General features: G+C 65.0%; 25 protein-coding genes. 12 read left to right on the top strand and 13 right to left on the bottom strand.

Translation table 11 applies throughout. From position 1 onward, the window contains the following. Positions 1–51 precede the first annotated feature (51 nt). Positions 52–546 carry a DUF2867 domain-containing protein gene (locus K6301_RS13605; protein ID WP_247217661.1) on the top strand — a complete coding sequence of 165 codons (495 nt, stop codon included), beginning with the start codon at positions 52–54 and terminating at the stop codon, positions 544–546. On the opposite strand, the gene K6301_RS13600 is transcribed toward K6301_RS13605, so the two are convergent. Together K6301_RS13600 and K6301_RS13595 are read right to left on the bottom strand one after the other, a co-directional pair. Next, positions 530–1,612 (bottom strand): TraB/GumN family protein, encoded by a 1,083-nt coding sequence (locus tag K6301_RS13600; RefSeq protein ID WP_247217659.1) that lies wholly within the window; start codon positions 1,610–1,612, stop codon positions 530–532. The two genes, K6301_RS13605 and K6301_RS13600, sit on opposite strands and share 17 nt — an antisense overlap. A gap of 63 nt (positions 1,613–1,675) precedes the next feature. Then, positions 1,676–2,611, bottom strand: a complete 936-nt coding sequence (locus K6301_RS13595; protein ID WP_247217657.1) for a tyrosine recombinase XerC — start codon at positions 2,609–2,611, stop codon at positions 1,676–1,678. Between the two features lie 158 nt (positions 2,612–2,769). Between K6301_RS13595 and K6301_RS13590 the strand changes: the two genes are divergently transcribed. The 10 genes from K6301_RS13590 (at position 2,770) to ubiG (ending at position 14,577) form a co-directional block, all read left to right on the top strand. Continuing rightward, positions 2,770–3,906: an AAA family ATPase gene (locus tag K6301_RS13590; protein WP_247217654.1), complete on the top strand. Its 1,137-nt coding sequence runs from the start codon at positions 2,770–2,772 to the stop codon at positions 3,904–3,906. 57 nt (positions 3,907–3,963) lie between these two features. Further along, positions 3,964–6,168 carry a primosomal protein N' gene (locus K6301_RS13585; RefSeq protein WP_247217652.1) on the top strand — a complete coding sequence of 735 codons (2,205 nt, stop codon included), beginning with the start codon at positions 3,964–3,966 and terminating at the stop codon, positions 6,166–6,168. Between the two features lie 100 nt (positions 6,169–6,268). Next, positions 6,269–6,655: an AGROH133_08824 family phage infection protein gene (locus K6301_RS13580; RefSeq protein ID WP_425475345.1), complete on the top strand. Its 387-nt coding sequence runs from the start codon at positions 6,269–6,271 to the stop codon at positions 6,653–6,655. Between the two features lie 260 nt (positions 6,656–6,915). Then, complete coding sequence (locus tag K6301_RS13575) at positions 6,916–7,482, top strand: F0F1 ATP synthase subunit delta (protein ID WP_134649342.1); 567 nt, start codon at positions 6,916–6,918, stop codon at positions 7,480–7,482. Beyond that, a complete protein-coding gene (gene atpA, locus K6301_RS13570) occupies positions 7,482–9,011 on the top strand; it encodes a F0F1 ATP synthase subunit alpha (protein WP_247217650.1) in 1,530 nt (509 codons plus the stop codon). Before K6301_RS13575 ends, atpA begins: the two co-directional genes overlap by 1 nt. Positions 9,012–9,127: 116 nt before the next feature. Next, complete coding sequence (locus K6301_RS13565) at positions 9,128–10,009, top strand: F0F1 ATP synthase subunit gamma (protein WP_134649344.1); 882 nt, start codon at positions 9,128–9,130, stop codon at positions 10,007–10,009. 26 nt (positions 10,010–10,035) lie between these two features. Beyond that, positions 10,036–11,634 (top strand): F0F1 ATP synthase subunit beta, encoded by a 1,599-nt coding sequence (gene atpD / locus K6301_RS13560; RefSeq protein WP_247217648.1) that lies wholly within the window; start codon positions 10,036–10,038, stop codon positions 11,632–11,634. A gap of 97 nt (positions 11,635–11,731) precedes the next feature. After that, positions 11,732–12,139 (top strand): F0F1 ATP synthase subunit epsilon, encoded by a 408-nt coding sequence (locus K6301_RS13555; protein ID WP_247217646.1) that lies wholly within the window; start codon positions 11,732–11,734, stop codon positions 12,137–12,139. A 167-nt stretch (positions 12,140–12,306) separates the two neighbouring features. Continuing rightward, positions 12,307–13,734: a mannose-1-phosphate guanylyltransferase/mannose-6-phosphate isomerase gene (locus tag K6301_RS13550; protein WP_247217643.1), complete on the top strand. Its 1,428-nt coding sequence runs from the start codon at positions 12,307–12,309 to the stop codon at positions 13,732–13,734. Between the two features lie 96 nt (positions 13,735–13,830). Further along, positions 13,831–14,577 carry a bifunctional 2-polyprenyl-6-hydroxyphenol methylase/3-demethylubiquinol 3-O-methyltransferase UbiG gene (gene ubiG / locus K6301_RS13545; protein ID WP_160872058.1) on the top strand — a complete coding sequence of 249 codons (747 nt, stop codon included), beginning with the start codon at positions 13,831–13,833 and terminating at the stop codon, positions 14,575–14,577. Here ubiG and K6301_RS13540 read toward each other — a convergent pair whose 3' ends face one another. From K6301_RS13540 to K6301_RS13520, 5 genes are read right to left on the bottom strand one after another with little or no spacing between them, the layout of a single operon-like run. Further along, a complete protein-coding gene (locus tag K6301_RS13540; RefSeq protein ID WP_247217641.1) occupies positions 14,578–15,156 on the bottom strand; it encodes a DUF3291 domain-containing protein in 579 nt (192 codons plus the stop codon). It abuts the gene before it with no gap. Then, positions 15,156–15,584 (bottom strand): DUF1178 family protein, encoded by a 429-nt coding sequence (locus K6301_RS13535; RefSeq protein ID WP_134649350.1) that lies wholly within the window; start codon positions 15,582–15,584, stop codon positions 15,156–15,158. The genes K6301_RS13540 and K6301_RS13535 overlap by 1 nt, the downstream gene beginning before the upstream one ends. Next, a complete protein-coding gene (locus K6301_RS13530; RefSeq protein ID WP_247217639.1) occupies positions 15,581–16,438 on the bottom strand; it encodes a carbon-nitrogen hydrolase family protein in 858 nt (285 codons plus the stop codon). The genes K6301_RS13535 and K6301_RS13530 overlap by 4 nt, the downstream gene beginning before the upstream one ends. Positions 16,439–16,457: 19 nt before the next feature. Then, positions 16,458–16,715: a glutaredoxin 3 gene (gene grxC / locus K6301_RS13525; RefSeq protein WP_247217637.1), complete on the bottom strand. Its 258-nt coding sequence runs from the start codon at positions 16,713–16,715 to the stop codon at positions 16,458–16,460. A 33-nt stretch (positions 16,716–16,748) separates the two neighbouring features. After that, the gene (locus tag K6301_RS13520; RefSeq protein WP_247217635.1) at positions 16,749–17,540 is read right to left on the bottom strand and encodes a ComFC family protein; all 792 of its coding nucleotides are present in this window, start codon (positions 17,538–17,540) and stop codon (positions 16,749–16,751) included. A 61-nt stretch (positions 17,541–17,601) separates the two neighbouring features. On the opposite strand from K6301_RS13520, the gene K6301_RS13515 reads away from it, so the two are divergent. Continuing rightward, on the top strand, positions 17,602–18,468 hold the full coding sequence (locus K6301_RS13515) for a methyltransferase domain-containing protein (RefSeq protein WP_134649354.1): 867 nt from the start codon (positions 17,602–17,604) through the stop codon (positions 18,466–18,468). 15 nt (positions 18,469–18,483) lie between these two features. Here the strand turns inward: K6301_RS13515 and K6301_RS13510 are convergent, their stop codons facing one another. From K6301_RS13510 to K6301_RS13485, 6 genes are all read right to left on the bottom strand, one after another. Continuing rightward, positions 18,484–18,657, bottom strand: a complete 174-nt coding sequence (locus K6301_RS13510; RefSeq protein WP_329959099.1) for a Flp family type IVb pilin — start codon at positions 18,655–18,657, stop codon at positions 18,484–18,486. A 37-nt stretch (positions 18,658–18,694) separates the two neighbouring features. Further along, on the bottom strand, positions 18,695–19,012 hold the full coding sequence (locus K6301_RS13505) for a hypothetical protein (protein WP_134649355.1): 318 nt from the start codon (positions 19,010–19,012) through the stop codon (positions 18,695–18,697). A gap of 108 nt (positions 19,013–19,120) precedes the next feature. Continuing rightward, a complete protein-coding gene (gene mutT, locus K6301_RS13500) occupies positions 19,121–19,543 on the bottom strand; it encodes an 8-oxo-dGTP diphosphatase MutT (protein ID WP_134649356.1) in 423 nt (140 codons plus the stop codon). Next, positions 19,540–20,298 carry a GNAT family N-acetyltransferase gene (locus K6301_RS13495; protein WP_247217633.1) on the bottom strand — a complete coding sequence of 253 codons (759 nt, stop codon included), beginning with the start codon at positions 20,296–20,298 and terminating at the stop codon, positions 19,540–19,542. Before K6301_RS13495 ends, mutT begins: the two co-directional genes overlap by 4 nt. Before the next feature lie 95 nt (positions 20,299–20,393). Further along, on the bottom strand, positions 20,394–21,632 hold the full coding sequence (argJ, locus tag K6301_RS13490) for a bifunctional glutamate N-acetyltransferase/amino-acid acetyltransferase ArgJ (RefSeq protein ID WP_247217631.1): 1,239 nt from the start codon (positions 21,630–21,632) through the stop codon (positions 20,394–20,396). 57 nt (positions 21,633–21,689) lie between these two features. Continuing rightward, positions 21,690–22,589 carry a peptidylprolyl isomerase gene (locus tag K6301_RS13485; protein ID WP_247217629.1) on the bottom strand — a complete coding sequence of 300 codons (900 nt, stop codon included), beginning with the start codon at positions 22,587–22,589 and terminating at the stop codon, positions 21,690–21,692. Positions 22,590–22,698 lie beyond the last annotated feature (109 nt).

Below are 22,698 nucleotides of genomic sequence, written 5' to 3'. Positions count from 1 at the left end.
TGTCATCTCTCGGCATTAAAGCGCAGCATGGCGGTCTTGAAGGAGACTGCCATGTCGCCCGTGTCGAGACCCGTCTCGCTCCCCCATCCCGTTCTTCCCGCCGCCGACTGGGCGGACCGGTTCACGCTCGGCCTGCCTGTCGATCATCTCACGGCGCGCGAGGCCGCGCGGCTGGCGCTGGAGCATCCGCCGCGCTGGGTTCGCAGGCTGATGGTGCTGCGCAACGCGCTGGTCGCGCCGTTCGGGCTGAAAGGCGCGGCCGGGGAGTTGCGGACATCGGACACGGAGATCGGCGGCTTTCCCGTGGTGAGCGTCACCGACGACCGGGTGGTGCTGGGCTTCGACGACCGGCACCTGGATTTTCGCATCGTCATCGACGTGCGGTCCGACCGGCCCTGCGGCCAGACGCTCTCCATCATGACCCTCGTCCATCGCAACAACCTGCTCGGGCGGCTCTACCTTGCCGCCGTCCTGCCGTTCCACAAGCTGATCGTCCGCACCATGCTGTCAGGGATCGGCGCGCGCGTGGTCAGTTCACGGCCGTAACCGTAAAGCCTTCCTTGCGCAGCAGTTCCACGACGCCTTCCGCGCCGGGAAGATGCAGCGCGCCCACGGCCATGAAGACGTTGCCGTCCGCCAGGATCGGCGCGGCGCGGGTCGCCATGGTGTGGTTGCGGTCGATGATGATGCGCTGCTCGAAATCGGCATAGCTGTCGACCTCGCCCTCTTCCAGGGGGGCGGCGGCGCGCATCATCGGCATGATCATGCCGACATCGCCGGCCAGATAGAGCTGGCTCATCGTCTCGATCACGTCCTGCAGCGTGTCGCCGAGCGCGATGGTCTGCACGAGGCCCTGGATCTGCGGTTCGATGGGCAGCGAATCGAGGGCGGAAATCTGTTCGATCAGGGTTTCGAGGCCCTTGAGGGTCTTGCCTTCGGCCAGCGCATCCGTGGCGAGCTTCTGGTCCAGGAAGGCGGCGCCGGCCGTCTTTCGGGCGATCTCGCAGGCGGGCAGCGCGACGAAGCTTGCGATCATCCACGGCTTCATGCGCGCGACGGCGGCCAGCGACAGGCCGCGGCCTTTCAGCCCCTCGGCCAGCGTCTCGGCATCGTCCTTGTCGAGGAAGTCGGTGATCGACTTGCCGTCGGTGAACATGGTCAGGTCCGGCCGCGCCAGAATGGTGACGCCTGCCTTCTTCTCGTCGGCGATCTCGTCGGATTCGACGACGACCGTCGCAGCCTCGTCGAAGGCCTTGCGTGCGCCGTCCGGCATGGCGACGACGCGCGGATCGGTCACATGCATGGTGCCGAGCAGCCAGGAGGCCGGCCTGCCGTCCTTCTCGATCTTCCAGAAGATGGCCTTGCCGTTCGGCGCGGCATCGGCCTCCGCGCGCAGTTTGGCGAAGGCGGCAGGATCGTTCTTTTCGACCTGGGTGAGCAGGTTGTTGCCGCCGCAGGCCGGAAGGTCCTGGGCGTTCGCCGGCGACAGGGATGCGAGCACGACTAGGAATGCGAGCGCGATGAGCACGTTGACGGCGGCGAGCAGCCACAGGCCGGCATCCGCCGCCCGGTCGGCAAGCGTCGTGCGGCTTTTGTGAAGAAGGACTGTCATGGTCGAACTCCCTGCAATTTGCGGCGACCCTAGTCCCGGGGTTCTCACGAATCTCTTAACGGTTCAGGCGCGCGGATGGGCGCGGTCGTAGATTTCGAGCAGCCGCGCGGAATCGACACCGGTATAGACCTGCGTGGTGGAAAGGCTGGCATGGCCGAGCAGCTCCTGGATGGTGCGCAGGTCGCCGCCGCCGGCCAGAAGATGGGTGGCGAAGGAATGGCGCAGCGCATGCGGCGTGGCGCTGTCCGGCAGGCCGAGCGCGCCGCGCATCTTCTGCATTTCCCGTTGTATGATGGCCGGCTGCAAGGCACCGCCCCGCGCGCCGCGAAACAGCGGCCCGTCCTCGCCGAGCGGGAAGGGGCAGAGTGTGACGTAATCCTCCACGCCCGCGCGGGCGGGCGCAATGAGCGGCACGATGCGCGTCTTGCCGCCCTTGCCGGTGATGCGCAGCGATGTCGGGCTTCCCGCGAAATCGGCTTTCGTCAGCGCCAGCGCCTCCGAAATGCGCAGGCCGCAGCCGTAGAGCAGGGCGAGCACGGCGGCGTTGCGGGCGCGGATCCACGGTTCATCGGCCAGCTGCTCGTACGCATCGACGACGGCGATGGCCTGCCGGTCGGAGAGTGGCTTCGGCAGCGATTTCGGCTGTTTCGGTGAGCGGACCGCGGTCGCGCCGGCGGAATTGGCGAGGCCCTTGCGCTCGAGATGGCGCAGGAAGGAGCGCAGGCCGGCAAGGCCGCGGCCGAGCGTTCGCGCGCCCGCGCCGTCGCGCCGGCGGGCGGCAAGGAAGCCACGCAGGTCCGCCGGCCGCAGGTTGCCGATGTCCTTCAGGCTGGCCGGTGCGGCGAGGTGCCCGGTCAGGAAGGCGAGGAACTGGCGGGTGTCGCGCTCGTAGGCGTCCAGCGTGTTGGCCGAAAGGCGACGCTCGCCGGCAAGCGCTGCGAGCCATGCCTGTCGCTCGTTCATGAGCGTGGGATCGGCGATGATGAGAAGGTCCGTCATGTCCTGCCTTTGGCGATTGCCCCCGGAGTGTCCGTCGCAGGATCGGCGATTTGCGTTAGGGATCTGCTAACGTTCCGCACAGCGCTCGCCAAAGTGGCCTGCCTTCCTGTAGACACGAAGCCGTTCCTAAAACGTGCCTCGACAAACCGGATAGGTCCATGCTGCTGCGTTCCATGTCTGCCGAAAACTACCGCTCGCTGCGCGCGATCCGCATGGATCTCGGGCGCGTGAACCTGTTCGTCGGGGAAAACGGGGCGGGAAAGTCCAACCTCTACCGTTCGCTGCAATTGGTGCAGGCGGCCGTGCGCGGGAATTTTGCGCATGAGATCGCCGCGGAAGGCGGCATGGCCTCGGCGCTTTGGACGGGCAAGCGGCGCGCCAACGAGCCGGTGCGCATCCGGCTGGAAACGGAACTTCTCGACGAGGAGCGTGCGATCACCTTCCGCTACCGTGTCGAGGCGGGACTGCGGCCACCGATAGACGCCGCCGGCTTTACCTTCGAGCCGCAGGTCAAGGCGGAGGAGCTGTCGATCGAGACCGGGCGGCGCCCCGTCACCATCATGAAGCGTGCCGGGCCGGGCATCATGGTGCGCGACGAGAACGGCCGCATGGTCGAATATCCCGAGCAGGCGTTGACATCGGAAACGGCGGTCGCGCTGCTCGGCGATGCCGGGCACTACCCTGAAATCGGCACCTTTCGCCGGGCGGTTTCGCAATGGCGGTTCTTCCATGGCTTCCGCTCCGACCGGGATTCGGCGCTGCGCCAGCCGTGCCTTGCCGTTACCGCCCCGCTGCTCGACCAGGACGGTGCCAATATGGCGGCGGTGTTTGCGACCCTGCGATGGACGCGGCAGGACACGGTCGATCTCGACCGGGCGGTGGCGGATGCGTTCGGCGGGGCTCAGCTTTCGGTGCCGGAACCGGAGGAGTTCGCCTCCTACGGGTTGATCTTCCCGCAGTTTCCGCAGCGCGTCTTTCAGCCACGCGAATTGTCCGACGGGCAGATCCGCTTTCTGGCGCTCGCCGCCGCGCTGTTGTCCTATCGCACGCCGCCGCTGATCGCGCTCAACGAACCGGAGGCGAGCCTTCACCCGGACATGCTCTCGCCGCTCGCCGAAATGATCGCGCAGGCGGCGCAGACGAGCCAGCTGTGGGTCGTCACCCATTCCGAGCGGCTGGCCGCCGAGGTGGAGGCGCGTTGCGGCGTGCGCGCGAAACGGGTCGTGCGCAATGACGGCGCGACGTGGATCGACGGCATGCGTCTGACGGGTGTTATGGCCGACGATGACGAATGAGACCGGCTTCATCTTTGCGGTTTTCTTCCCGCGGCCATGGGGGCATGGTCGCGGGAAATGAGCAGCGATTCGACCGACCTTTTCGGAGACAAACTCTTTCCGCGCACGGTGCCCGTCATGGTGCCGGTGCCGACGCCGGTGCCCTATTCCTATACGGTGCCCGACGGCATGGCGGTTCAGCCGGGCTCGATCGTGCAGGTGCCGCTCGGGCCACGGCTGGTGCCCGGCGTCGTGTGGGACGGCGGCGATGACGGCAAGGTCGATCCGAAGAAGCTCAGGCCCATCGAGAAGGTCTTCGATTGCCCGCCGCTGTCGAAGGAAATGCGCGATTTCCTCGACTGGGTTTCCGCCTATACCGTCACGCCGCCCGGTTTGGTGACGCGCATGGCGCTGCGCGCGCCGACCGCCTTCGATCCCGAGCCGATGATCGAGGGGCTGCGCTTCACCGGCCAACGGCCGGAGCGCCTGACCAGTGCACGCGAGCGCGTGCTGGAACTGGTCGAGGATGGCCTTCCCTGGACGCGTTCGGGGCTGGCCCACGCCTCGGGCACCTCGACGAGTGTCGTCGACGGACTGGTCAAACAGGGCACGTTCGAAACGGTCTTCCTGCCGCCGCCGCCCGTCGTTGCGCCGCCCGACCCCGATTATGTCGCGCCGCGGCTGGAGGGGCCGCAGACGGAAAGTGCGGCCGAACTCATCGAGAGCGTGCGCAAGGGTGAATTCTCGGTGTCCCTGATCGACGGCATCACCGGCTCGGGCAAGACGGAGGTGTATTTCGAGGCGATTGCCGAGACGTTGCGGAAGGGCCGGCAGGTGCTGATCCTGCTGCCGGAAATCGCGCTGACGGCGAGCTTCCTCGAACGCTTCCAGGATCGCTTCGGCGCCAAGCCCGCCGAGTGGCATTCGGATCTTGCGCCGCGCACCCGCGAAAAGGTCTGGCGGCAGGTCACGACGGGGGATGTCCGGGTGGTCGCCGGCGCGCGCTCCGCACTCTTCCTGCCCTTCGAGAATCTCGGCCTCGTCATCGTCGACGAGGAGCACGACCCCGCTTACAAGCAGGAAGACCGCGTCTTCTATAATGCGCGCGACATGGCGGTGGTCAGGGCGCGCATCGGCGATTTTCCGGCCGTGCTCGTCTCGGCGACACCATCGGTGGAAAGCCGCGTCAACAGCGATGTCGGGCGGTACCGGAAACTGCATCTGCCGACGCGCTATGGCGATGCGGCGCTGCCGGATCTGCATCTCATCGACATGCGCCGCCATCCGCCGGCGCGGGGCGGCTTTCTCTCGCCTATCATGCTGCGCGGCATTGCACGCACCATCGAGAAGGAACAGCAGGCGCTGCTCTTCCTCAACCGGCGCGGCTACGCCCCGCTGACGCTTTGCCGGGTTTGCGGCCATCGCTTCCAGTGCCCGCAGTGCTCCAGCTGGCTGGTGGAGCATCGCTTCCGCGGGCAGATCCAGTGCCACCATTGCGGCTATGCCGAGCGCACGCCCGAAGCCTGCCCGGAATGCGGCACGTTCGACCATCTTGCGGCCTGCGGGCCAGGCGTCGAGCGCATCGCGGAGGAGGTGGAGCGGCATTTCCCGGAGGCGCGGACCATCGTGCTTTCCTCCGATCTGATGGGCGTGAAGCGGCTCAGGCTGGAGCTGGAAGCGATCGCGCGCGGCGAGGCGGATATCGTCATCGGCACGCAGCTCGTGGCCAAGGGGCACAATTTCCCGCTGATGTCGCTGGTCGGCGTGGTGGACGCGGATCTCGGCCTGTCGAACGGCGATCCGCGGGCGGCCGAGCGCACGTTCCAGCTGCTGTCGCAGGTGACGGGCCGCGCGGGTCGCTCCGGCCTCAAGAGCCACGGCCTCATCCAGACCTATCAGCCGACACATCCGGTCATGCAAGCCATCGTCTCCGGCGACGCGCAGGCCTTCTACGACCGCGAGATCGGCGAGCGGGAAAAGGCGCTCCTGCCACCCTTCGGCCGGCTCGCCTCCGTCATCGTCTCGGCCGACAGCCGCAACGAGGCCGAAGCGCATGCGCGCGGGCTGCGCCAGGCGGCCCCCCATGCGGACGGCATCTCGATCCTCGGGCCGGCGGAGGCGCCGCTCGCGCTGGTGCGCGGCCGTCATCGCTTCCGCCTTCTGGTGCACGGCCGGCGCGGAAGCGAGATGCAGGCCTTCCTGCGCGCGATGCTCGCCAATGGGCCGAAGGAGCGCGCGTCGATCCAGGTCCAGCTCGACATCGATCCGCAGAGCTTCCTCTGAGGCGCATGGTTAACAAAGAATTGTGCGCAGGCGCCTGCCCCGCTTCTGCGGCGTGGCGCGCCATGCGATAGAGGATGCGCGCGAAGCGACGGAGGCCGCCATGATGGAATTCTACATACCCACCGAAACCGGCGAGTTCCTGGCCTTCTGTGCGGCCGTGGTGACGGGGCTTATCGGATTGTTCGCCCTGTTTGCGCCGGGCACGGTGCTCCGGCTTGCGGGCCTGCAGGTTCAGGAGGCGAGCCGGGAAGGGCTGGCCTTCGTGCGCTCGGCCGGCGGCTTCCATGCCGGGCTTGCCATCGTCGCGCTGATGATGGCGCAAAGCTGGATCTACATGGCGATTGGCGGAGGTTTCGCACTGGCCGCCTTCGGCCGCGTTCTCTCGCTTCTGTCGGATGGTTCCTTCACGTTGAAGAACCTTCTCGTGCTTGCGGTCCAAGCGGTGCTGGCGGTGCTTCCGCTCGGATACGCATTCGGCTTCATTTGAGCCAAAAGCGGTGTTTTATATCCCCGGACAGACGAACACACCTCACGCCGTGAAGTTTCGCCCCGACTATGGCCGACTTATGGCGCATTCCTGCGTCCGGCGTGTTGCGAGTCCGGGTTTCCTATGCTAGACGAACCGCGAAATTCAGAAAAAGCGGGCGTCAAAGCCTGTGGGAGCTGAAGATTACAGCAACGATTTCAGGGTGTTAGGGCCGTAGCTCCGCTACTGACCAGCGCTCTGGATGAAAAGAAGAGAAGCTTGTGCCCGTGGCAGACACATCCCAGCTCGTTTCCGGTGTTGCAGAAAGATACGCGTCTTCGCTTTTCGACCTTGCGCAGGAAGCTGGCTCCGCTGCCGCTGTCGGCGCCGATCTCGACCGTTTCCAGGCCCTGATCGATGAGAGCGATGACCTGAAGCGGCTGATCGTCAGCCCCGTCTTCTCCGCCGAAGATCAGACCAAGGCCATTTCCGCCGTTGCCGCCAAGGCCGGCATCACGGGCCTCGTGGCAAACTTCCTCAAGGTGGTTGCGTCAAATCGCCGCCTCTTCGCCGTTCCCGGCATGATCAAGGCCTACCGCGCCATCGCGGCCCGCGCCCGCGGAGAAATCACGGCCGATGTAACCTCGGCCCATGCGCTCACCGCAGCGCAGGAAACTGAATTGAAGGCGGCGCTGAAAGGCGTCACCGGCAAAGACGTGGCGATCGCCGTCACCGTCGACCCGTCCATTCTCGGTGGTCTGATCGTCAAGGTGGGATCGCGCCAGATCGACACGTCCCTTCGCACCAAACTCTCTACTCTTAAGCTTGCACTGAAAGAGGTCGGCTGATGGATATCCGCGCCGCGGAAATTTCCGCAATTCTCAAAGATCAGATCAAAAATTTCGGCAAAGAGGCGGAAGTCTCTGAAGTCGGCCAGGTGCTCTCCGTCGGTGACGGTATCGCCCGCGTTTACGGCCTCGACAACGTCCAGGCTGGTGAAATGGTCGAATTCCCCGGCGGTATCCGCGGGATGGCGCTGAACCTGGAAAGCGACAACGTCGGTGTCGTTATCTTCGGTTCGGACCGTGACATTAAGGAAGGCGACACCGTCAAGCGGACCGGCGCCATCGTTGACGTTCCGGTCGGTCCGGAACTGCTCGGCCGCGTCGTCGACGCGCTCGGCAACCCGATCGACGGCAAGGGCCCGATCAACGCCGCCAAGCGCGCCCGCGTTGACGTCAAGGCTCCCGGCATCATTCCGCGCAAGTCGGTTCATGAGCCGATGTCGACCGGCCTCAAGGCCATCGACGCCCTCATCCCGGTCGGCCGCGGCCAGCGCGAGCTCGTCATCGGCGACCGCCAGACCGGCAAGACCGCCATCATTCTGGACACGATCCTGAACCAGAAGGCCATCCACGACAACGGTCCGGACGGCGACAAGCTGTACTGCGTCTACGTCGCTATCGGCCAGAAGCGTTCGACCGTTGCCCAGTTCGTGAAGGTTCTCGAAGAGCGCGGCGCTCTCCAGTACTCGATCATCGTTGCCGCAACGGCGTCCGACCCGGCGCCGATGCAGTATCTCGCACCGTTCGCCGGTTGCGCGATGGGCGAATACTTCCGTGACAACGGCCAGCACGCCCTGATCGGCTACGACGACCTTTCCAAGCAGGCCGTTTCCTACCGCCAGATGTCGCTGCTGCTGCGCCGCCCGCCGGGTCGCGAAGCCTATCCGGGCGACGTTTTCTACCTGCATTCGCGTCTCCTCGAGCGCGCTGCAAAGCTCAACGACGAGATGGGCGCCGGCTCGCTGACGGCTCTGCCGGTCATCGAAACCCAGGGCAACGACGTTTCGGCGTTCATCCCGACCAACGTGATCTCGATCACCGACGGCCAGATCTTCCTTGAAACGGACCTGTTCTACCAGGGTATACGCCCGGCCGTTAACGTCGGTCTGTCGGTTTCCCGCGTCGGCTCGTCCGCGCAGATCAAGGCGATGAAGCAGGTCGCCGGCTCGATCAAGGGCGAACTTGCCCAGTATCGCGAAATGGCAGCCTTCGCCCAGTTCGGCTCGGACCTCGACGCCGCAACGCAGCGCCTGCTGAACCGCGGTGCCCGCCTGACCGAACTCCTGAAGCAGCCGCAGTTCTCGCCGCTGAAGACGGAAGAGCAGGTCGTTGTGATCTTCGCCGGCGTGAACGGCTACCTCGACAAGATCGCCGTCTCCGACGTCGGCAAGTTCGAGCAGGGTCTGCTCGCCTACTTCCGTTCGGAAGGCAAGGCGATCCTCGACACCATCCGCACCGACAAGGCGATCAGCGACGACACGAAGGGCAAGCTCAAGGCTGCTCTCGACACCTTCGCCAAGACCTTCGGCTGAGGCTGACGGTTCCAGCCCTGCGCGCCCGAGGCGCGCAGGTGCTCCGAGCTTTTGGATTTGACGCATGACCGTCCCCGACATCTGTCCGGGAGGTCGTGCTACAGGACGGAAAACGGATGCCTTCACTTAAGGATCTGAAAAACCGGATCGCCTCCGTCAAGGCGACGCAGAAGATCACCAAGGCGATGAAGATGGTCGCTGCGGCGAAGCTTCGGCGTGCCCAGGAAGCGGCCGAGGCTGCCCGGCCCTATTCGCAGCGCATGAGCGCGGTTCTCGCCAACATCGCCCAGGCCGTCGGCCAGGACGATAGCGCACCGCGTCTGATGACCGGTACGGGCAAGGACCAGGTTCATCTGCTCGTCGTCTGCACGGCCGAACGCGGCCTGTGCGGCGGTTTCAACTCGCAGATCGCCCGTCTGGCGCGCGACCACACCCGCAAGCTTCTGGCGAGCGGCAAGACGGTCAAGATCATCTGCGTGGGCAAGAAGGGCTTCGATATCCTGCGGCGCGAATACGCCTCGCTGATCATCGACCGCGTCGATCTGCGCGAAGTCAAGCGCATCGGCTTCGAGAACGCTGACCAGGTCGGCCGCAAGGTCATCGGTCTGTTCGAGAAGGGCGAGTTCGACGTCTGCACGCTGTTCTATTCTGAGTTCAAGTCGGTCATCTCGCAGATCCCGACCGCGCTCCAGCTCATCCCGGCCTCCGCTCCGGCGGCCGTGGCGGAGACGACCGGTGCGACCGCGATCTACGACTACGAGCCGGATGCCGCCGCGATCCTCGGTGATCTCATTCCGCGCAACATTTCCGTCCAGATCTTCCGGGCCCTGCTCGAGAACGTCGCCGGCGAAATGGGCGCCAAGATGAGCGCCATGGACAACGCGACCCGCAATGCTGGTGAAATGATCAACAAGCTGACGCTCAACTACAACCGTCAGCGCCAGGCTCAGATCACCAAGGAACTCATCGAAATCATCTCGGGCGCTGAAGCGCTCTAAGGACCAGGACAAAGAGGGTAAGAGACATGGCTAAGGCAGCTACCCCGAAGGACACCGCAGCGGCAAAGAAGCCGGCTGCGACCAAGACGGCCGCAGCAGCGGCGGCTCCGGCCGCAGCCGCAGCAACCAAGGCTCCGGCCGCAAAGGCACCGGCTGCGAAGACCGCTGCCGCCAAGGCCTCCACGAAGGCTGTGGCTCCGGCTGCTTTTGCTGCAACCGGTCGCGTGACGCAGGTCATCGGCGCTGTCGTCGACGTTTCGTTCGACGGTGAGCTTCCGCAGATCCTGAACGCACTGGAAACCGACAACAACGGCAATCGCCTCGTTCTCGAAGTCGCCCAGCACCTCGGCGAAAACACCGTCCGCACGATCGCCATGGATTCGACCGAAGGTCTCGTTCGCGGCCAGGCCGTTGCCGACACGGGCGCTCCGATCACCGTTCCGGTCGGCCCTGAAACGCTTGGCCGCATCATGAACGTCATCGGCGAGCCCGTCGATGAAGCCGGCCCGCTGGTCACCTCCGGCAAGCGTGCGATCCACCAGGAAGCACCGTCCTACGTCGAGCAGTCCACGGAAGCGCAGATCCTCGTCACCGGCATCAAGGTCGTGGACCTTCTTGCTCCCTACGCAAAGGGCGGAAAGATCGGCCTGTTCGGCGGCGCCGGCGTCGGCAAGACGGTTCTCATCATGGAACTGATCAACAACGTCGCCAAGGCGCATGGTGGTTACTCGGTGTTCGCAGGCGTGGGTGAACGTACCCGCGAAGGCAACGACCTCTACCACGAAATGATCGAATCGGGCGTGAACAAGCATGGCGGCGGCGAAGGCTCCAAGGCTGCCCTCGTTTACGGCCAGATGAACGAACCGCCGGGTGCCCGTGCACGCGTCGCCCTGACCGGCCTGACCATTGCTGAAGACTTCCGCGACAAGGGCCAGGACGTTCTGTTCTTCGTCGACAACATCTTCCGCTTCACGCAGGCCGGTTCGGAAGTGTCGGCTCTGCTCGGCCGTATCCCGTCGGCCGTGGGCTACCAGCCGACGCTCGCCACGGACATGGGCCAGATGCAGGAACGCATCACGACCACGACCAAGGGCTCGATCACTTCGGTTCAGGCCATCTACGTTCCCGCCGACGACTTGACCGACCCGGCGCCGGCCACATCGTTCGCCCACCTGGATGCCACGACCGTTCTGTCGCGTTCGATTGCTGAAAAGGGCATCTACCCGGCCGTTGACCCGCTCGACTCGACCTCGCGCATGCTTGACCCGATGATTGTCGGCGAAGAGCACTACGAAGTCGCCCGTAAGGTCCAGACGACGCTGCAGCGCTACAAGGCCCTGCAGGACATCATCGCCATCCTGGGCATGGACGAACTGTCGGAAGACGACAAGCTGGCCGTTGCCCGCGCCCGCAAGATCGAGCGCTTCCTGTCGCAGCCGTTCTTCGTGGCTGAAGTCTTCACCGGTTCGCCGGGCAAGCTGGTTGCTCTCGAAGACACGATCAAGGGCTTCAAGGGTCTCGTCAACGGCGAGTACGACCACCTGCCGGAAGCCGCCTTCTACATGGTCGGCTCCATGGAAGAAGCCGTCGAGAAGGCCAAGAAGCTGGCTGCGGAAGCGGCTTAACAGCGAATAGGGAATAGGGAGTAGCGAATAGGGAAAATGCGGACACCGAATACGAATTCTATTCGCTATTCGCTATTTCCTATTCGCTAAAAGGGTCATGGCTACAGAATTCAACTTTGAACTCGTTTCTCCCGAGCGTCTGCTGGTTTCCGGCAGCGTCAGCGAAGTCGTCATCCCGGCGACCGAGGGCGAGATGACCGTCATGGCCAACCACGCGCCGACCATGACGACGATCAAGCCGGGTGTCGTCACCGTGAAGTTCGCGGACGGCAGGAAGGACCGCTTTGTGGTCTTCGGTGGTTTCGCGGATATCATCCCGACCGGCTGCACGCTGCTCGCCGAATCCGCCGTTCATGTCGACGACTTCAACGTCGAGCAGATCACGCGGCGCGTCGAGGCGGCCCGTGCCGAGCTGGCGCAGGCAACGACGGACGAACACAAGTTCGGCATCGAGAGCTACCTCGCGGAGCTCACCACGCTGCGCGGCATTGTCGTTCCCGCCTGACGCCCGCGTTTATCGCTGCACATCGAACCCGCCTCCGGCGGGTTTTTTGTTGCGGTCATCTGGCGTTGCGGTTGTGGCATTTGCTGTTTGCGCCGACGACCATTAAGAAAGATATCCCGCAGGACGGCCCGCCGGGGTTGGGGGCCATGGCTTCATGGTGAGGAACAATGAGCAGCAAAATCGTGCCCGTAATCATGGCCGGCGGCAAGGGCACCCGCCTGTGGCCGCTGTCGCGCGCATCGGCTCCCAAGCAGTTCCTTGAATTCCTCGGTGAGACGACGCTCTTCCAGCGGACGCTGGCCCGGGTCTCGGACACGACGCGCTATGAGCCGGCCGTCGTGATCACGAACAGCGATTTCCGCTTCCTCGTGGCCGAACAGGCGCGCACGGCGGGCGTTTCGCTCGCATCCATCCTGCTGGAGCCGGTGGCGCGAAACACGGCGCCGGCGCTCGCCGCAGCCGCGACAGTGGTCCTGCGCAAGTACGGCGAGGAGGCGCTCATGCAGGTGCTCGCCTCCGACCACGAGATCGACGCCGATTCCACCTATTTCGGCTGTATCGACAAGGCAGCCCTCGCCGCCAGAGCGGGACGACTGGTGACATTCGGCATTACGCCGAACGAGCCCGCGACCGGCTACGGCTACATTGAGATCGGAGAAGACCTCGGCAATGGCGCGAACGCCGTGCGCCGTTTCGTCGAAAAGCCGGATCGTGAAAGGGCCGTCGAAATGCTTTCGGCGGGCGGCTATCTCTGGAACTCCGGCATGTTCATGCTGCCCGTCGGGCTTTTCCTGCGCGAACTTCAGCAATACGCACCCGAATTGCTTGTGGCCGCGCAGGAGGCCGTGGACAAGGCGCAGCACGATCTCGATTTCGAACGGCTCGATGAGGCGGCCTTCACGCGTGCGCCGGATATCTCCATCGATTATGCGATCTTCGAGAAGACGCCCATCGCGGCCGTCGTTCCCTCGCCGATTTCCTGGTCGGATCTCGGCAGCTGGGATTCCGTGTGGAAGATCGGGCAGCGGGACGAGGCCGGCAACGTTGCCGACGGCAGCACGACGGTGCTCGACACGCGCAATTCGCTGATCATCTCGCGTGACATACACGTGGCGGTACAGGGACTGGACGACATCGCCGTCGTGGCCAGTGAGGATGCGGTCTATGTCGGCCGGCTGGAGGACAGCCAGAATGTCGGCAAGCTCGTCAAGCAGCTTGCCAGCCTGCCCAAGACGCAGAAGCTGACGGAGACCCACCCGACAGCCTACCGGCCGTGGGGCGGTTATACGTCGGTGCTGAACGGCGAGCGTTTCCAGGTGAAGCGCCTGTTCGTCACGCCGGGCAAGCGGCTCTCGCTGCAAAAGCACCATCACCGCTCCGAGCACTGGATCGTGGTGCGCGGTACCGCCGAGGTGACGATCGGCGACAAGACCATCGCGCTCAGGGAAAACGAGTCGGTCTATATTCCGCAGGGTGAGCTGCACCGGCTCGCCAATCCCGGCAAGATCCTCCTGGAACTGATCGAGGTGCAGACGGGGTCCTATCTCGGCGAGGACGATATCATCCGCATCGAGGACGAGTTCGGCCGCGGCTGACGCCGTGGCCCCGCAAGGCCGCTTCATATCGTCCTCTTGACATCTTGGGCCGGGAGGACGACTTCACGGGTACAGATCCACGCGAAGGAGACGGCCATGAGCGAGGCAGCCCGCACGACGATCGACCAGGCGGAAGTCGACCGCTTTTCCGCGATGGCGGCGGAGTGGTGGGACCCCACCGGCAAGTTCCGTCCGCTGCACAAGTTCAACCCGGTGCGGCTCGCCTATATCCGCGATCTCGTCTCGGCGCAGTTCGGCCGCGACCCGCAGGCCCATCGCCCGCTGGAGGGCCTGCGCATCCTCGATATCGGCTGCGGCGGCGGCCTGCTTTCCGAGCCGATGGCGCGCATGGGCGCGGAGGTGCTGGGCGCGGATGCCTCGGAAAAGAACATCGGCATCGCGAAGGCCCATGCGGCCGGAAGCGGCGTTACGGTCGACTATCGCGCGGTGACAGCCGAGGCGCTGGCAGAGGCCGGCGAGACCTTCGATGTCGTGCTGAACATGGAGGTGGTCGAGCACGTTTCCGATGTCGATTTCTTCCTCACGACCTGCGCCTCCATGGTGCGGCCGGGCGGCATGACCTTCGTTGCGACGATCAACCGGACGCTGAAGGCCGCGGCGCTGGCGATCTTCGCGGCGGAGAACGTGCTGCGCTGGCTGCCACGCGGTACGCATCAATATGAAAAGCTGGTGCGCCCGGAGGAGATCGAAAAACCGCTGACGGCGTCGGGCCTCACCGTGACCGACCGAACGGGCGTTTTCTTCAACCCGCTGCTGAACCAGTGGAACCTGTCCAAGGACATGGACGTCAACTACATGCTGGTGGCGCGCCGGCCGGCCTGATCAGGGCTCCAGCAGCCGCATGGCGGCGAGCAGGTCCCGCTGCCCCACGGCATTGCGCGCACCGATGGCCTTCACCCGATCCCTATCGATCACGACGGGCTCGCCATCGGGACAGAACGGTTTCTTGAAGGTGAAGGCGCGGGGTGTCGGGCCATGATCCGCGAGATGTTCCAGACGTTCCGCCCCATCCGCCCAAACCGGCCGTGCGCCTTCCTTCACCCACCAGAGCACCAGAGCCGGCCAGGCCTGCCTCTGGTTCCAGTTGCGGGCGTGCTTGAGCGCATCGGCATGCACGCCGTCATAGGTGAAGGCCATAAGGCTTTCGAGGCTGGACCAGAGGGACAGCGATGACGGCGCGTCTTCGAACCCGCTGCCGGCGAGGAAGCGGGGATAGACCTTCTCGCCCCAGCTTTCAGGCCCCGGCACCTCGTCATAGCCCGAACGGCCGATATAGCCTTCCGCCCGGCTCGCCGCCTTGAAATTGAAGGGCTCGCGCAGGCGAAAGCCCGCGACGCGGTCGCTTTCGTATTCATCGACATGAATGCCGAAGTTGTAGACGGCGAGATGGTGGCCGCGCATCAGTTCGTGTCGTCGGGCAGCACGGGGAGCGGCGCGATCTCGACGCCCTCTTCCAGGAGGTCGCGGACCTCGTCCAGCGTCGCCTGGCCGATGAGGCCCCGCTGTTCCGCCTCGCCGTAATGGATCTTGCGGGCTTCCTCGGGAAAACGCTCCCCGACATCCTCGGAATTGGCGCGGATCGTCGAAACGATCTCCCGCAGCTTGGCAATCATTTCCTTCTGGCCGGCCTGCATCACCATTTCCTGGCGACGCTCCTTCTTGCGGGCGGTCGACACGGAAGGGGCCATGAGGCGCTTGGCGACATGGGTGGAGTTACACACGGGGCAGGAGACCAGCGCCATCTTCTGCTGGCGGTCGAAGTCGTCCGCCGAGCCGAACCAGCCCTCGAAGGGATGGCCGTTGTCGCAGGAGAGATCGTAGCGGATCACGCGGCGACGCCTCCCTTCGAGGCGGCGGAGGTCGTTTCGAGCATGAAGGTCCGTCCGTTGCGCAGGTTGGGAATGCGGTCATGGGCGGCCTTCACGGCGCCGGTGTCGATATCGGCAAGCACGATGGCCTCGCCGGTGCCGCCGGCTTCGGCGAGCACGCGGCCCCAGGGATCGATGATCATGGAATGGCCGAAGGTCTCACGGCCGTCCTCGTGGACGCCGGCCTGCGCGGCAGCGATGATGTAGACGCCGTTCTCAATGGCGCGTGCGCGCAGCAGCGTTTCCCAATGCGCCTCGCCCGTCTGCCGCGTGAAAGCGGCGGGCACGGAGATGATCTCGGCGCCGGCCTGGGCCTGGGCCTTGAAGAGTTCGGGAAAGCGTACGTCGTAGCAGATGGCGAAACCGAGCCTTGCGAAGGGCAGATCCGCCATGCGGGCGATGCTGCCCGGCGTGTAGACCGCGCTCTCGCGCCAGCTCTCGCCATTGTCGAGATCGACATCGAACATGTGGATCTTGTCATAGCTGCAGATGCGCGCACCATCCGGGCCAAACAGGAAACCGCGATTGGCGACCTTGCCGTCGGCCAGCGCGATGGCCGTGGAGCCGACATGGACGTGGATGCCGAGGTCGCGGGCAAGGTCGGCGGCGGCCGCGACCACGAGGTCATCGGCTTCCGGGCGCAGGATAGCGCGCAGGCCCTGGCGGTCCTTCTGGATGGCGCCGGTCATTTCCGGCGTCTGGACGTAGACGGCGCCCTTCGCGGCGGCCTCGCGCACGAGGCGCTGCATCGTCTCCACATTGCGGACCGGGTCGGTGCCCGAGCACATCTGGATGGCGGCGATCGTCGCGGTCATGGCGGGCTCCTGTGCCGGTTCAGGCGGCGAGAAGCGCGTCGAGTTCGCCGGCGCGCTCAAGGGCATGCAGATCGTCGCAGCCGCCGACATGGCGCTCGCCGATGAAGATCTGCGGGAAGGTGTTGCGGCCGTTCGAGCGCTTGATCATCTCCTGGCGCACATCCGGCGCATAGGTCGCGTCATGCTCCTCGTAGGCCACGCCCTTCGTATCGAGAAGTTTCTTCGCGGCGCTGCAATAGCCGCAGAACTGACGCGTGTAGATGACGACCGGGGCCATGCTTTCTGCTCCAACACTTGGAAAAACCTTGCTTTATATAGGTCCCGGAAGCGCCCTTGCAAAGGTCAAAACCGTGATGTCGGCAACACCCGCGCGCTTGAGGGTGCGCGCGACGGCGGCGATGGTGGCGCCTGTCGTATAGACATCGTCGATCAGGACGACGCGTTTGCCGAACAGGGCCTCGCGGCCTGCGGCAGTGATCGCGAAGGCGCCGCGCACGTTCTCCTCGCGGGCGCGCGGGTTGAGACCGATCTGGCGGCGGGTGCGTTTGATGCGGCGCACGGCATCGATGAGAACCGGCCTGCCGGCGAGCGCGCCGAGGGCGCGGGCGAGTTCGGCCGCCTGGTTGAACTTGCGCCAGACCAGCCGCAAGCGGTGCAGCGGCACCGGCACGATCACATCGGCCGCCTCGATCGTGCCATCGCCGGCGCGCAGCATCCATTGCGCCATCATGGGCGCGAGGTCCGTGCGGTCGCGATATTTCAGCGAATGCACGAGAACGCGGGCGAGGTCGTCATAGAGGGCGACGGACCGCAGCCGGTCGAACGGCGGGGGATGGGCGATGGCGTCGGCGCTGAGGATGCCGGGGCCGAGATCGTGCGAGAAGGGCGTGCCGAGCACTTCGCAATAGGGGCGCTCGATCAGCGCAAGCCGCGACCAGCAATGCGCGCAAAGCCCCGCACCGGTGCCCAGCAGCAGGCCGCATCCGGCGCAGGCGGGCGGGTAGACGATATCGAGGGCCGCACCCGCAAAGGCCTTCATCCGGCGGGCGAGGGCCTGCCGGAGCGGGATTGCCGGCAATGCCTCGGCCTCTATTTCGCCCATGCGGTTGACAATAGTCGCACTTGCCGGCCAAAGCGAAGGAATTCCGAACAGGATTGCCGCAATGGAAACGCTCTTCGACCATGCCCTCATCGATACCAACCGGTTGCGCGCGCTTCGCAGCGGCCCGGCGGACTTCCTGCTCGACATCGTCGCGGAGGAGCTTGCCGAGCGGTTGAGCGTGATAGACCGCCGGTTCGAAAAGGCGGTGGAGCTGCATGGCCATACTGGGGCCGTGGCGCGGGCGATCGCCGGCACCGGCAAGGTCGATGCCATCGAACGCGTGGAGAGCGACCGGCGTTTCTCGGCGGGAGAGCCGGTTACGCTGGCAGCGCTGGAAACGGTGCCGCTTGAGCCGCAGTCGGTCAATCTCATCGTCTCGCCGCTTGCGCTGCATCTCACCAACGACACGCCAGGCGTTTTCGTGCAGATCCGGCGGGCGCTGAAGCCGGACGGACTTTTCCTTGCGGCCATTCCCGGCAGCGGCACGTTGCAGGAACTGCGAGAGGTGCTGCTTGCGGCCGAAAGCGAGATTTCCGGGGGGGCGAGCCCGCGCGTCATTCCGTTTCCGGATGTGCGGGATGTCGGCGCCCTGCTCCAGCGCGGCGGCTTTGCGCTGCCGGTGACGGACAAGGAGACCTATACGGTGCGCTACGATTCGATCTTTCCGCTGATGAAGGATCTGCGTGCCATGGGCATGGCGAACCCGCTTTCCGGCCGCAGCCGTCGGCCGTTGGCGCGCGGCGTCCTGCTGCGCGCGGCCGAACTCTATGCCGAACGCTTCTCGGACCCCGACGGCCGGATCAGGGCGACCTTTTCGATCATCTATGTCTCGGGCTGGGCGCCGCATGAAAGCCAGCAGAAGCCGCTGAAGCCGGGTTCGGCGACGATGCGGCTTGCGGATGCGCTCAAGCAGGGCGGGGGTCGCTGACCCCTAATCTGTCCCTCACTTGGGGTCGATCTTCTCGCTGAGCAGCATGAAGGTGTTGTTGAGCGTGTCGGAGAAGGCGCCCAGGCCGGCGAGCATGCCGACGGAGATGAGGGCGGCAAGCAGGCCGTATTCCACGGCGGTTGCGCCATGCTCGGCGGAGAGGAACGATTTCAGCAGTCTCGTCATCATTCCCATCCCCCGCGCCCCTTGCGCATGACCTTACCCGTCAGCAGCCGCTGCCGGCACCTGCGCCATTGACGATGCAGACGGCGCCGGGCATTTCCTGAAGCACGCTGCGGCGCACCGTATAGCGCTTGGTTCCGTCGGTCGGGACGGAGCCGGTCGAAATCATATCGAATTCATCGGGGACGTTCGCCATCATGCGCTTGTCCGACTTTGCGGACAGCACGGGTGTGAGGACGAGCGCCAGCGCTATCACGGCTGTCCCGAAAAGCAGAGCAAGATTCAACGCGCCAGTCCGGGTATCGCCGGCCGGCGTGAAATCTTTCTCCTGAACGGTTTTCCAGAAGTCTTCGTCACGCATCACAGGATCTCGCAGGCATTGCAACGTTCACGGCATTATTTGAACGAGGCTGCTAAACGATTGCTTAACGGAGACTGAAAATTCGCACTTAAATTCTAGTGAACCGGCTCAAAGCAGGTCCATGAGGAAGGGAATGAGGGGCTCGTCGGCGGGTGGCATGGGATAATCGCGCAGTGCTTTCGGGCGCACCCACTTGATGGCCTGCCCCTCGCGTCCATGCGCCGTGCCTTCGAAGCGACGGCAGATGTAGAGCGGCATCAGGAGATGAAAATCGTCATAGGTGTGGCTGGCGAAGGTGAGCGGCGCGAGGCAGGCGACCTTCGTGCGGATGCCGAGTTCCTCGTCGAGCTCGCGGATCAGCGTCTCCTCGGGCGTTTCGCCCGGTTCGACCTTGCCGCCGGGGAACTCCCACAGGCCGGCCAGCGACTTGCCCTCGGGGCGCTGGGCCAGAAGCACGCGCCCGTCCGCGTCGACGAGCGCGCAGGCGGCAACGAGCAGGATGCGGCGGGGCTGTGCGATCGTTTCGGTCATGCGGTCGGCGGTTCCCGATAGCTGTATTGGTAGACGTCCTGGAAGCCGGCGCGGCGATAGAGCGCGAGCGCCGCGGCATTGTCGGCCTCCACCTGCACCCAGGCATGGCGCGCACCCTTGAGCTTCGCCCAGCGCAGGCTCGCATGGAGGATCGCCGTGCCAAGGCCCTGGCCGCGCCGTTCTTCGGCAACGCCGAGTTGCAGGATGCCGACGAGGTCGTTGTCCTGCACCGCGATGGTGACGGCGGTGGGGCCAAAGCCCGGTTCCTCGAAGATGAACAGGCCGGCTTCAGGCTTGATGGCGTTGATGATTTCGGTGAGGCCGGGCTTCAGGGCCGGGTCGTCGCCCGAAACGCTCAGCCGCGCATCCACGAAGCGGCCGACATCGCGGCTCGGCAGGTGATCGAGGCCTTCATCGCGCGGCAGGGTCGCGAGATCCGCCATCATGACGATGGTGCGGCCCATGTCCTTCCAGCCGGCATCGTCCATGAAGGCGATCAACTGTGGCGGCGTGAGCGGGGTCTGGCGCACGAGCAGCGGGCGGCCGTAATCGGCAAAGCGCTTCGCCGCCTTTTCCAGCCGGATGGGGATATCGCGATAATCGGACGGATCGAGCGGGTTGACCGAGTTCAGCCGCCGCGAGGGGTGACCGGCGGTCAGCCGGCACAGCCAGCTTCCATCATACAGCACGGTGGCGGCGGGCCAGGCACGGAAGCCGACGGCTTCCAGCCGCCTGACTTTTGCAAGATCAATCATCGTGGTCTTCTGTCCCGAAAGGGTCACGCTGTCCGGGCCTCTGGTCTGGGCAACCCCACACGCATGGTGCGGCTGCATATCTTTTTCAAAATGGCTCAGCTGCGATAGTCGCCGTTGATCTCGACATATTCCTTGGTGAGGTCGCAGGTCCACACCGTCGCCCGGCCGTTGCCGAGGCCGATCTCGACGCGAACGGGGATATCCTGGCGCTGCATGATCGCGGTCGTCGCTTCCTCGGAATAGTCAGGGTCGCGCTCGCCGTCGACGGCAACGCGAACGTCGCCGAACCAGATGGCGAGGCGATCGCGATCGGCCATTTCGCCGGATTTGCCGACGGCCATGACGATGCGGCCCCAGTTGGCGTCTTCGCCGGCGACGGCCGTCTTGACCAGCGGCGAATTGGCGATCGAAAGCGCGATCCGCTTGGCGGCATCGTCGCTTTCCGCGCCTTCCACGGTGATCTCCACCATCTTGCGCGCACCTTCGCCGTCCCGCACGACCTGGAGGGCGAGATCGCGCAGCAGGTCGTTGAGGGCGGCACGGAAGCCGTCGAGCCCGGCGTCATCCGCCATCACGGCCTTCTGGCCATCGGCTGCCGCGGCACCCGTCGCAAACAGCAGAAGCGTGTCCGAGGTCGACGTGTCGCTGTCCACGGTGATGGCGTTGAACGTAGTGCCGACGCCGGCCGAGAGCAGCGATTGCAGGACGGCGGCCGGAATGTCGGCATCGGTGACGACGAAGGACAGCATGGTCGCCATGTCCGGCGCGATCATGCCGGCGCCCTTGGCAATGCCGTTGATGCGCACGGTGACACCGCCGAGCTCGGCCGTGCGGGTGGCGACCTTCGGATAGGTGTCCGTGGTCATGATCGCCTTGGCCGCCTCCAGCCAGAAGTCGTCCGTTCCCGCGGTGGCAAGGCCATCGAGGACGCCGGAGAACTTCGTGGCATCGAGAGGCTCGCCGATCACGCCCGTCGAGGCGAGGAAGATTTCGGTCTCCTTGCAACCGACTGCCTTTGCCGCGGATTCGGCGGTGAGCTTCGTCGATTCACGGCCCTTGCGGCCGGTGAAGGCATTGGCATTGCCGGAATTGACGACGACCGCGCGTGCCACGCCGCCGGGCAGGTTGGCACGGCAGAAATCGACGGGCGCCGAAGGGCATTTCGAGCGGGTGAAGACGCCGGCGACCGCCGCGGGGCGATCGAAGACCATCATCAGCACGTCCGTCCGGTTCTTGTACTTGATCCCTGCGGCAGCGGTTGCCATGCGCACGCCGCGCACCGGCAGCATTTCGGCATAGGTTTTCGGGGCAAGCGGAGAGATCGAGCCGGACATGCGTGTTTTCCTGCGGTGGGGAAGGGGCCCGGCGGGATCCACCGGGCCATTGTGGTCTTACTGCTGGCCTTCGGCGGCCGGTGCGGCGTCTTCACCCGCTTCGGCGTCCGGCTTGTTGACAGCGTCATAGGCGGTCTTTAGCGCGGGATCCTGGATATCGACGGGCGCTTCCGCCTTGGCCTTTTCAAGCAGTTCCATGTACTTGTCGCGCATGATGAGCTGACGGACCTGCGGCTCGACCTGGTCGAGTGCCGGAGGCTGCTGCTTGCGCTTATCCTCGACCTTGATGACATGGTAGCCGAACTGGGTCTTCACCGGCACCTTGGAATAGGCGCCCTTTTCGAGGGCGAATGCGGCTTCTTCGAATTCCGGAACCATGCGGCCCTTGCTGAAATAGCCGAGGTCGCCGCCTTCCGACTTGTTCGGGTCGGTGGACTTTTCCTTGGCGATTTCGACGAAGTCCTTGCCGGCATCGAGATCCTTGATGATGGCCTTGGCCTCATCCTCGGTCTTGACCAGGATGTGACGGGCATGGATCTCGTCTTCCGGCGTGATGGCCGCGATTTCCTTGTCGTAGCGCGCCTTCACCTCTTCGGGGGTGACGGCATCGACGACATGCTTCTTGAAATAGGCGTTGTGCAGTTCGCGGTCCGTGAGGAAGGCGAGGCGCTGCTTGAAGTCGTCGCTGTCGCGCAGGCCTTCCTTGTCGGCATCGGCAGCCAGAAGCTTCACGTCGATGATGGAGGAAAGCGCGGCGACGCGCTTCTGCTCTTCCGGCAGGTTGGCAAGCTGCGGGTCGAGGCCGGCCATCGCGAGCTTCAGTTCGGATTCATGGATTTCCACGGCGCCGACCTTGGCGACCACCGGATCGGCGGCGGCATCCTGCGCACGGGCGCCCGTGCCGGCGGCGGCGATCGCGATCAGGGCGACCGCTGCGAGCTTGCTGTACTTGAACATACGAAAAAAGACCTTTCACATCCTCGCCGGAATCGGGTCGATATCCGGTGCCAGACTGCTCAACACCACCAGAATGTGGCAGTTGTGCAACCGCCTGAGCCGTTGACAT

It is taken from the genome of Shinella oryzae, from assembly GCF_023038235.1.
GTDB classification, from domain to species: Bacteria; Pseudomonadota; Alphaproteobacteria; order Rhizobiales; family Rhizobiaceae; genus Shinella; species Shinella sumterensis.
This window is presented reverse-complemented; position numbering and strand designations above follow the sequence as displayed.

Bases quoted from the DNA above. Each gene is read 5' to 3' on its own strand.
- K6301_RS13605 (WP_247217661.1), top strand. From the start codon at position 52: ATGTCGCCCGTGTCGAGACCCGTCTCGCTCCCCCATCCCGTTCTTCCC.
- K6301_RS13600 (WP_247217659.1), bottom strand. From the start codon at position 1,612: ATGACAGTCCTTCTTCACAAAAGCCGCACGACGCTTGCCGACCGGGCG.
- K6301_RS13595 (WP_247217657.1), bottom strand. From the start codon at position 2,611: ATGACGGACCTTCTCATCATCGCCGATCCCACGCTCATGAACGAGCGA.
- K6301_RS13590 (WP_247217654.1), top strand. From the start codon at position 2,770: ATGCTGCTGCGTTCCATGTCTGCCGAAAACTACCGCTCGCTGCGCGCG.
- K6301_RS13585 (WP_247217652.1), top strand. From the start codon at position 3,964: ATGAGCAGCGATTCGACCGACCTTTTCGGAGACAAACTCTTTCCGCGC.
- K6301_RS13580 (WP_425475345.1), top strand. From the start codon at position 6,269: ATGATGGAATTCTACATACCCACCGAAACCGGCGAGTTCCTGGCCTTC.
- atpA (WP_247217650.1), top strand. From the start codon at position 7,482: ATGGATATCCGCGCCGCGGAAATTTCCGCAATTCTCAAAGATCAGATC.
- K6301_RS13565 (WP_134649344.1), top strand. From the start codon at position 9,128: ATGCCTTCACTTAAGGATCTGAAAAACCGGATCGCCTCCGTCAAGGCG.
- atpD (WP_247217648.1), top strand. From the start codon at position 10,036: ATGGCTAAGGCAGCTACCCCGAAGGACACCGCAGCGGCAAAGAAGCCG.
- K6301_RS13555 (WP_247217646.1), top strand. From the start codon at position 11,732: ATGGCTACAGAATTCAACTTTGAACTCGTTTCTCCCGAGCGTCTGCTG.
- K6301_RS13550 (WP_247217643.1), top strand. From the start codon at position 12,307: ATGAGCAGCAAAATCGTGCCCGTAATCATGGCCGGCGGCAAGGGCACC.
- ubiG (WP_160872058.1), top strand. From the start codon at position 13,831: ATGAGCGAGGCAGCCCGCACGACGATCGACCAGGCGGAAGTCGACCGC.
- K6301_RS13540 (WP_247217641.1), bottom strand. From the start codon at position 15,156: ATGCGCGGCCACCATCTCGCCGTCTACAACTTCGGCATTCATGTCGAT.
- K6301_RS13530 (WP_247217639.1), bottom strand. From the start codon at position 16,438: ATGACCGCGACGATCGCCGCCATCCAGATGTGCTCGGGCACCGACCCG.
- grxC (WP_247217637.1), bottom strand. From the start codon at position 16,715: ATGGCCCCGGTCGTCATCTACACGCGTCAGTTCTGCGGCTATTGCAGC.
- K6301_RS13520 (WP_247217635.1), bottom strand. From the start codon at position 17,540: ATGGGCGAAATAGAGGCCGAGGCATTGCCGGCAATCCCGCTCCGGCAG.
- K6301_RS13515 (WP_134649354.1), top strand. From the start codon at position 17,602: ATGGAAACGCTCTTCGACCATGCCCTCATCGATACCAACCGGTTGCGC.
- K6301_RS13510 (WP_329959099.1), bottom strand. From the start codon at position 18,657: ATGATGACGAGACTGCTGAAATCGTTCCTCTCCGCCGAGCATGGCGCA.
- K6301_RS13505 (WP_134649355.1), bottom strand. From the start codon at position 19,012: ATGCGTGACGAAGACTTCTGGAAAACCGTTCAGGAGAAAGATTTCACG.
- mutT (WP_134649356.1), bottom strand. From the start codon at position 19,543: ATGACCGAAACGATCGCACAGCCCCGCCGCATCCTGCTCGTTGCCGCC.
- K6301_RS13495 (WP_247217633.1), bottom strand. From the start codon at position 20,298: ATGATTGATCTTGCAAAAGTCAGGCGGCTGGAAGCCGTCGGCTTCCGT.
- argJ (WP_247217631.1), bottom strand. From the start codon at position 21,632: ATGTCCGGCTCGATCTCTCCGCTTGCCCCGAAAACCTATGCCGAAATG.
- K6301_RS13485 (WP_247217629.1), bottom strand. From the start codon at position 22,589: ATGTTCAAGTACAGCAAGCTCGCAGCGGTCGCCCTGATCGCGATCGCC.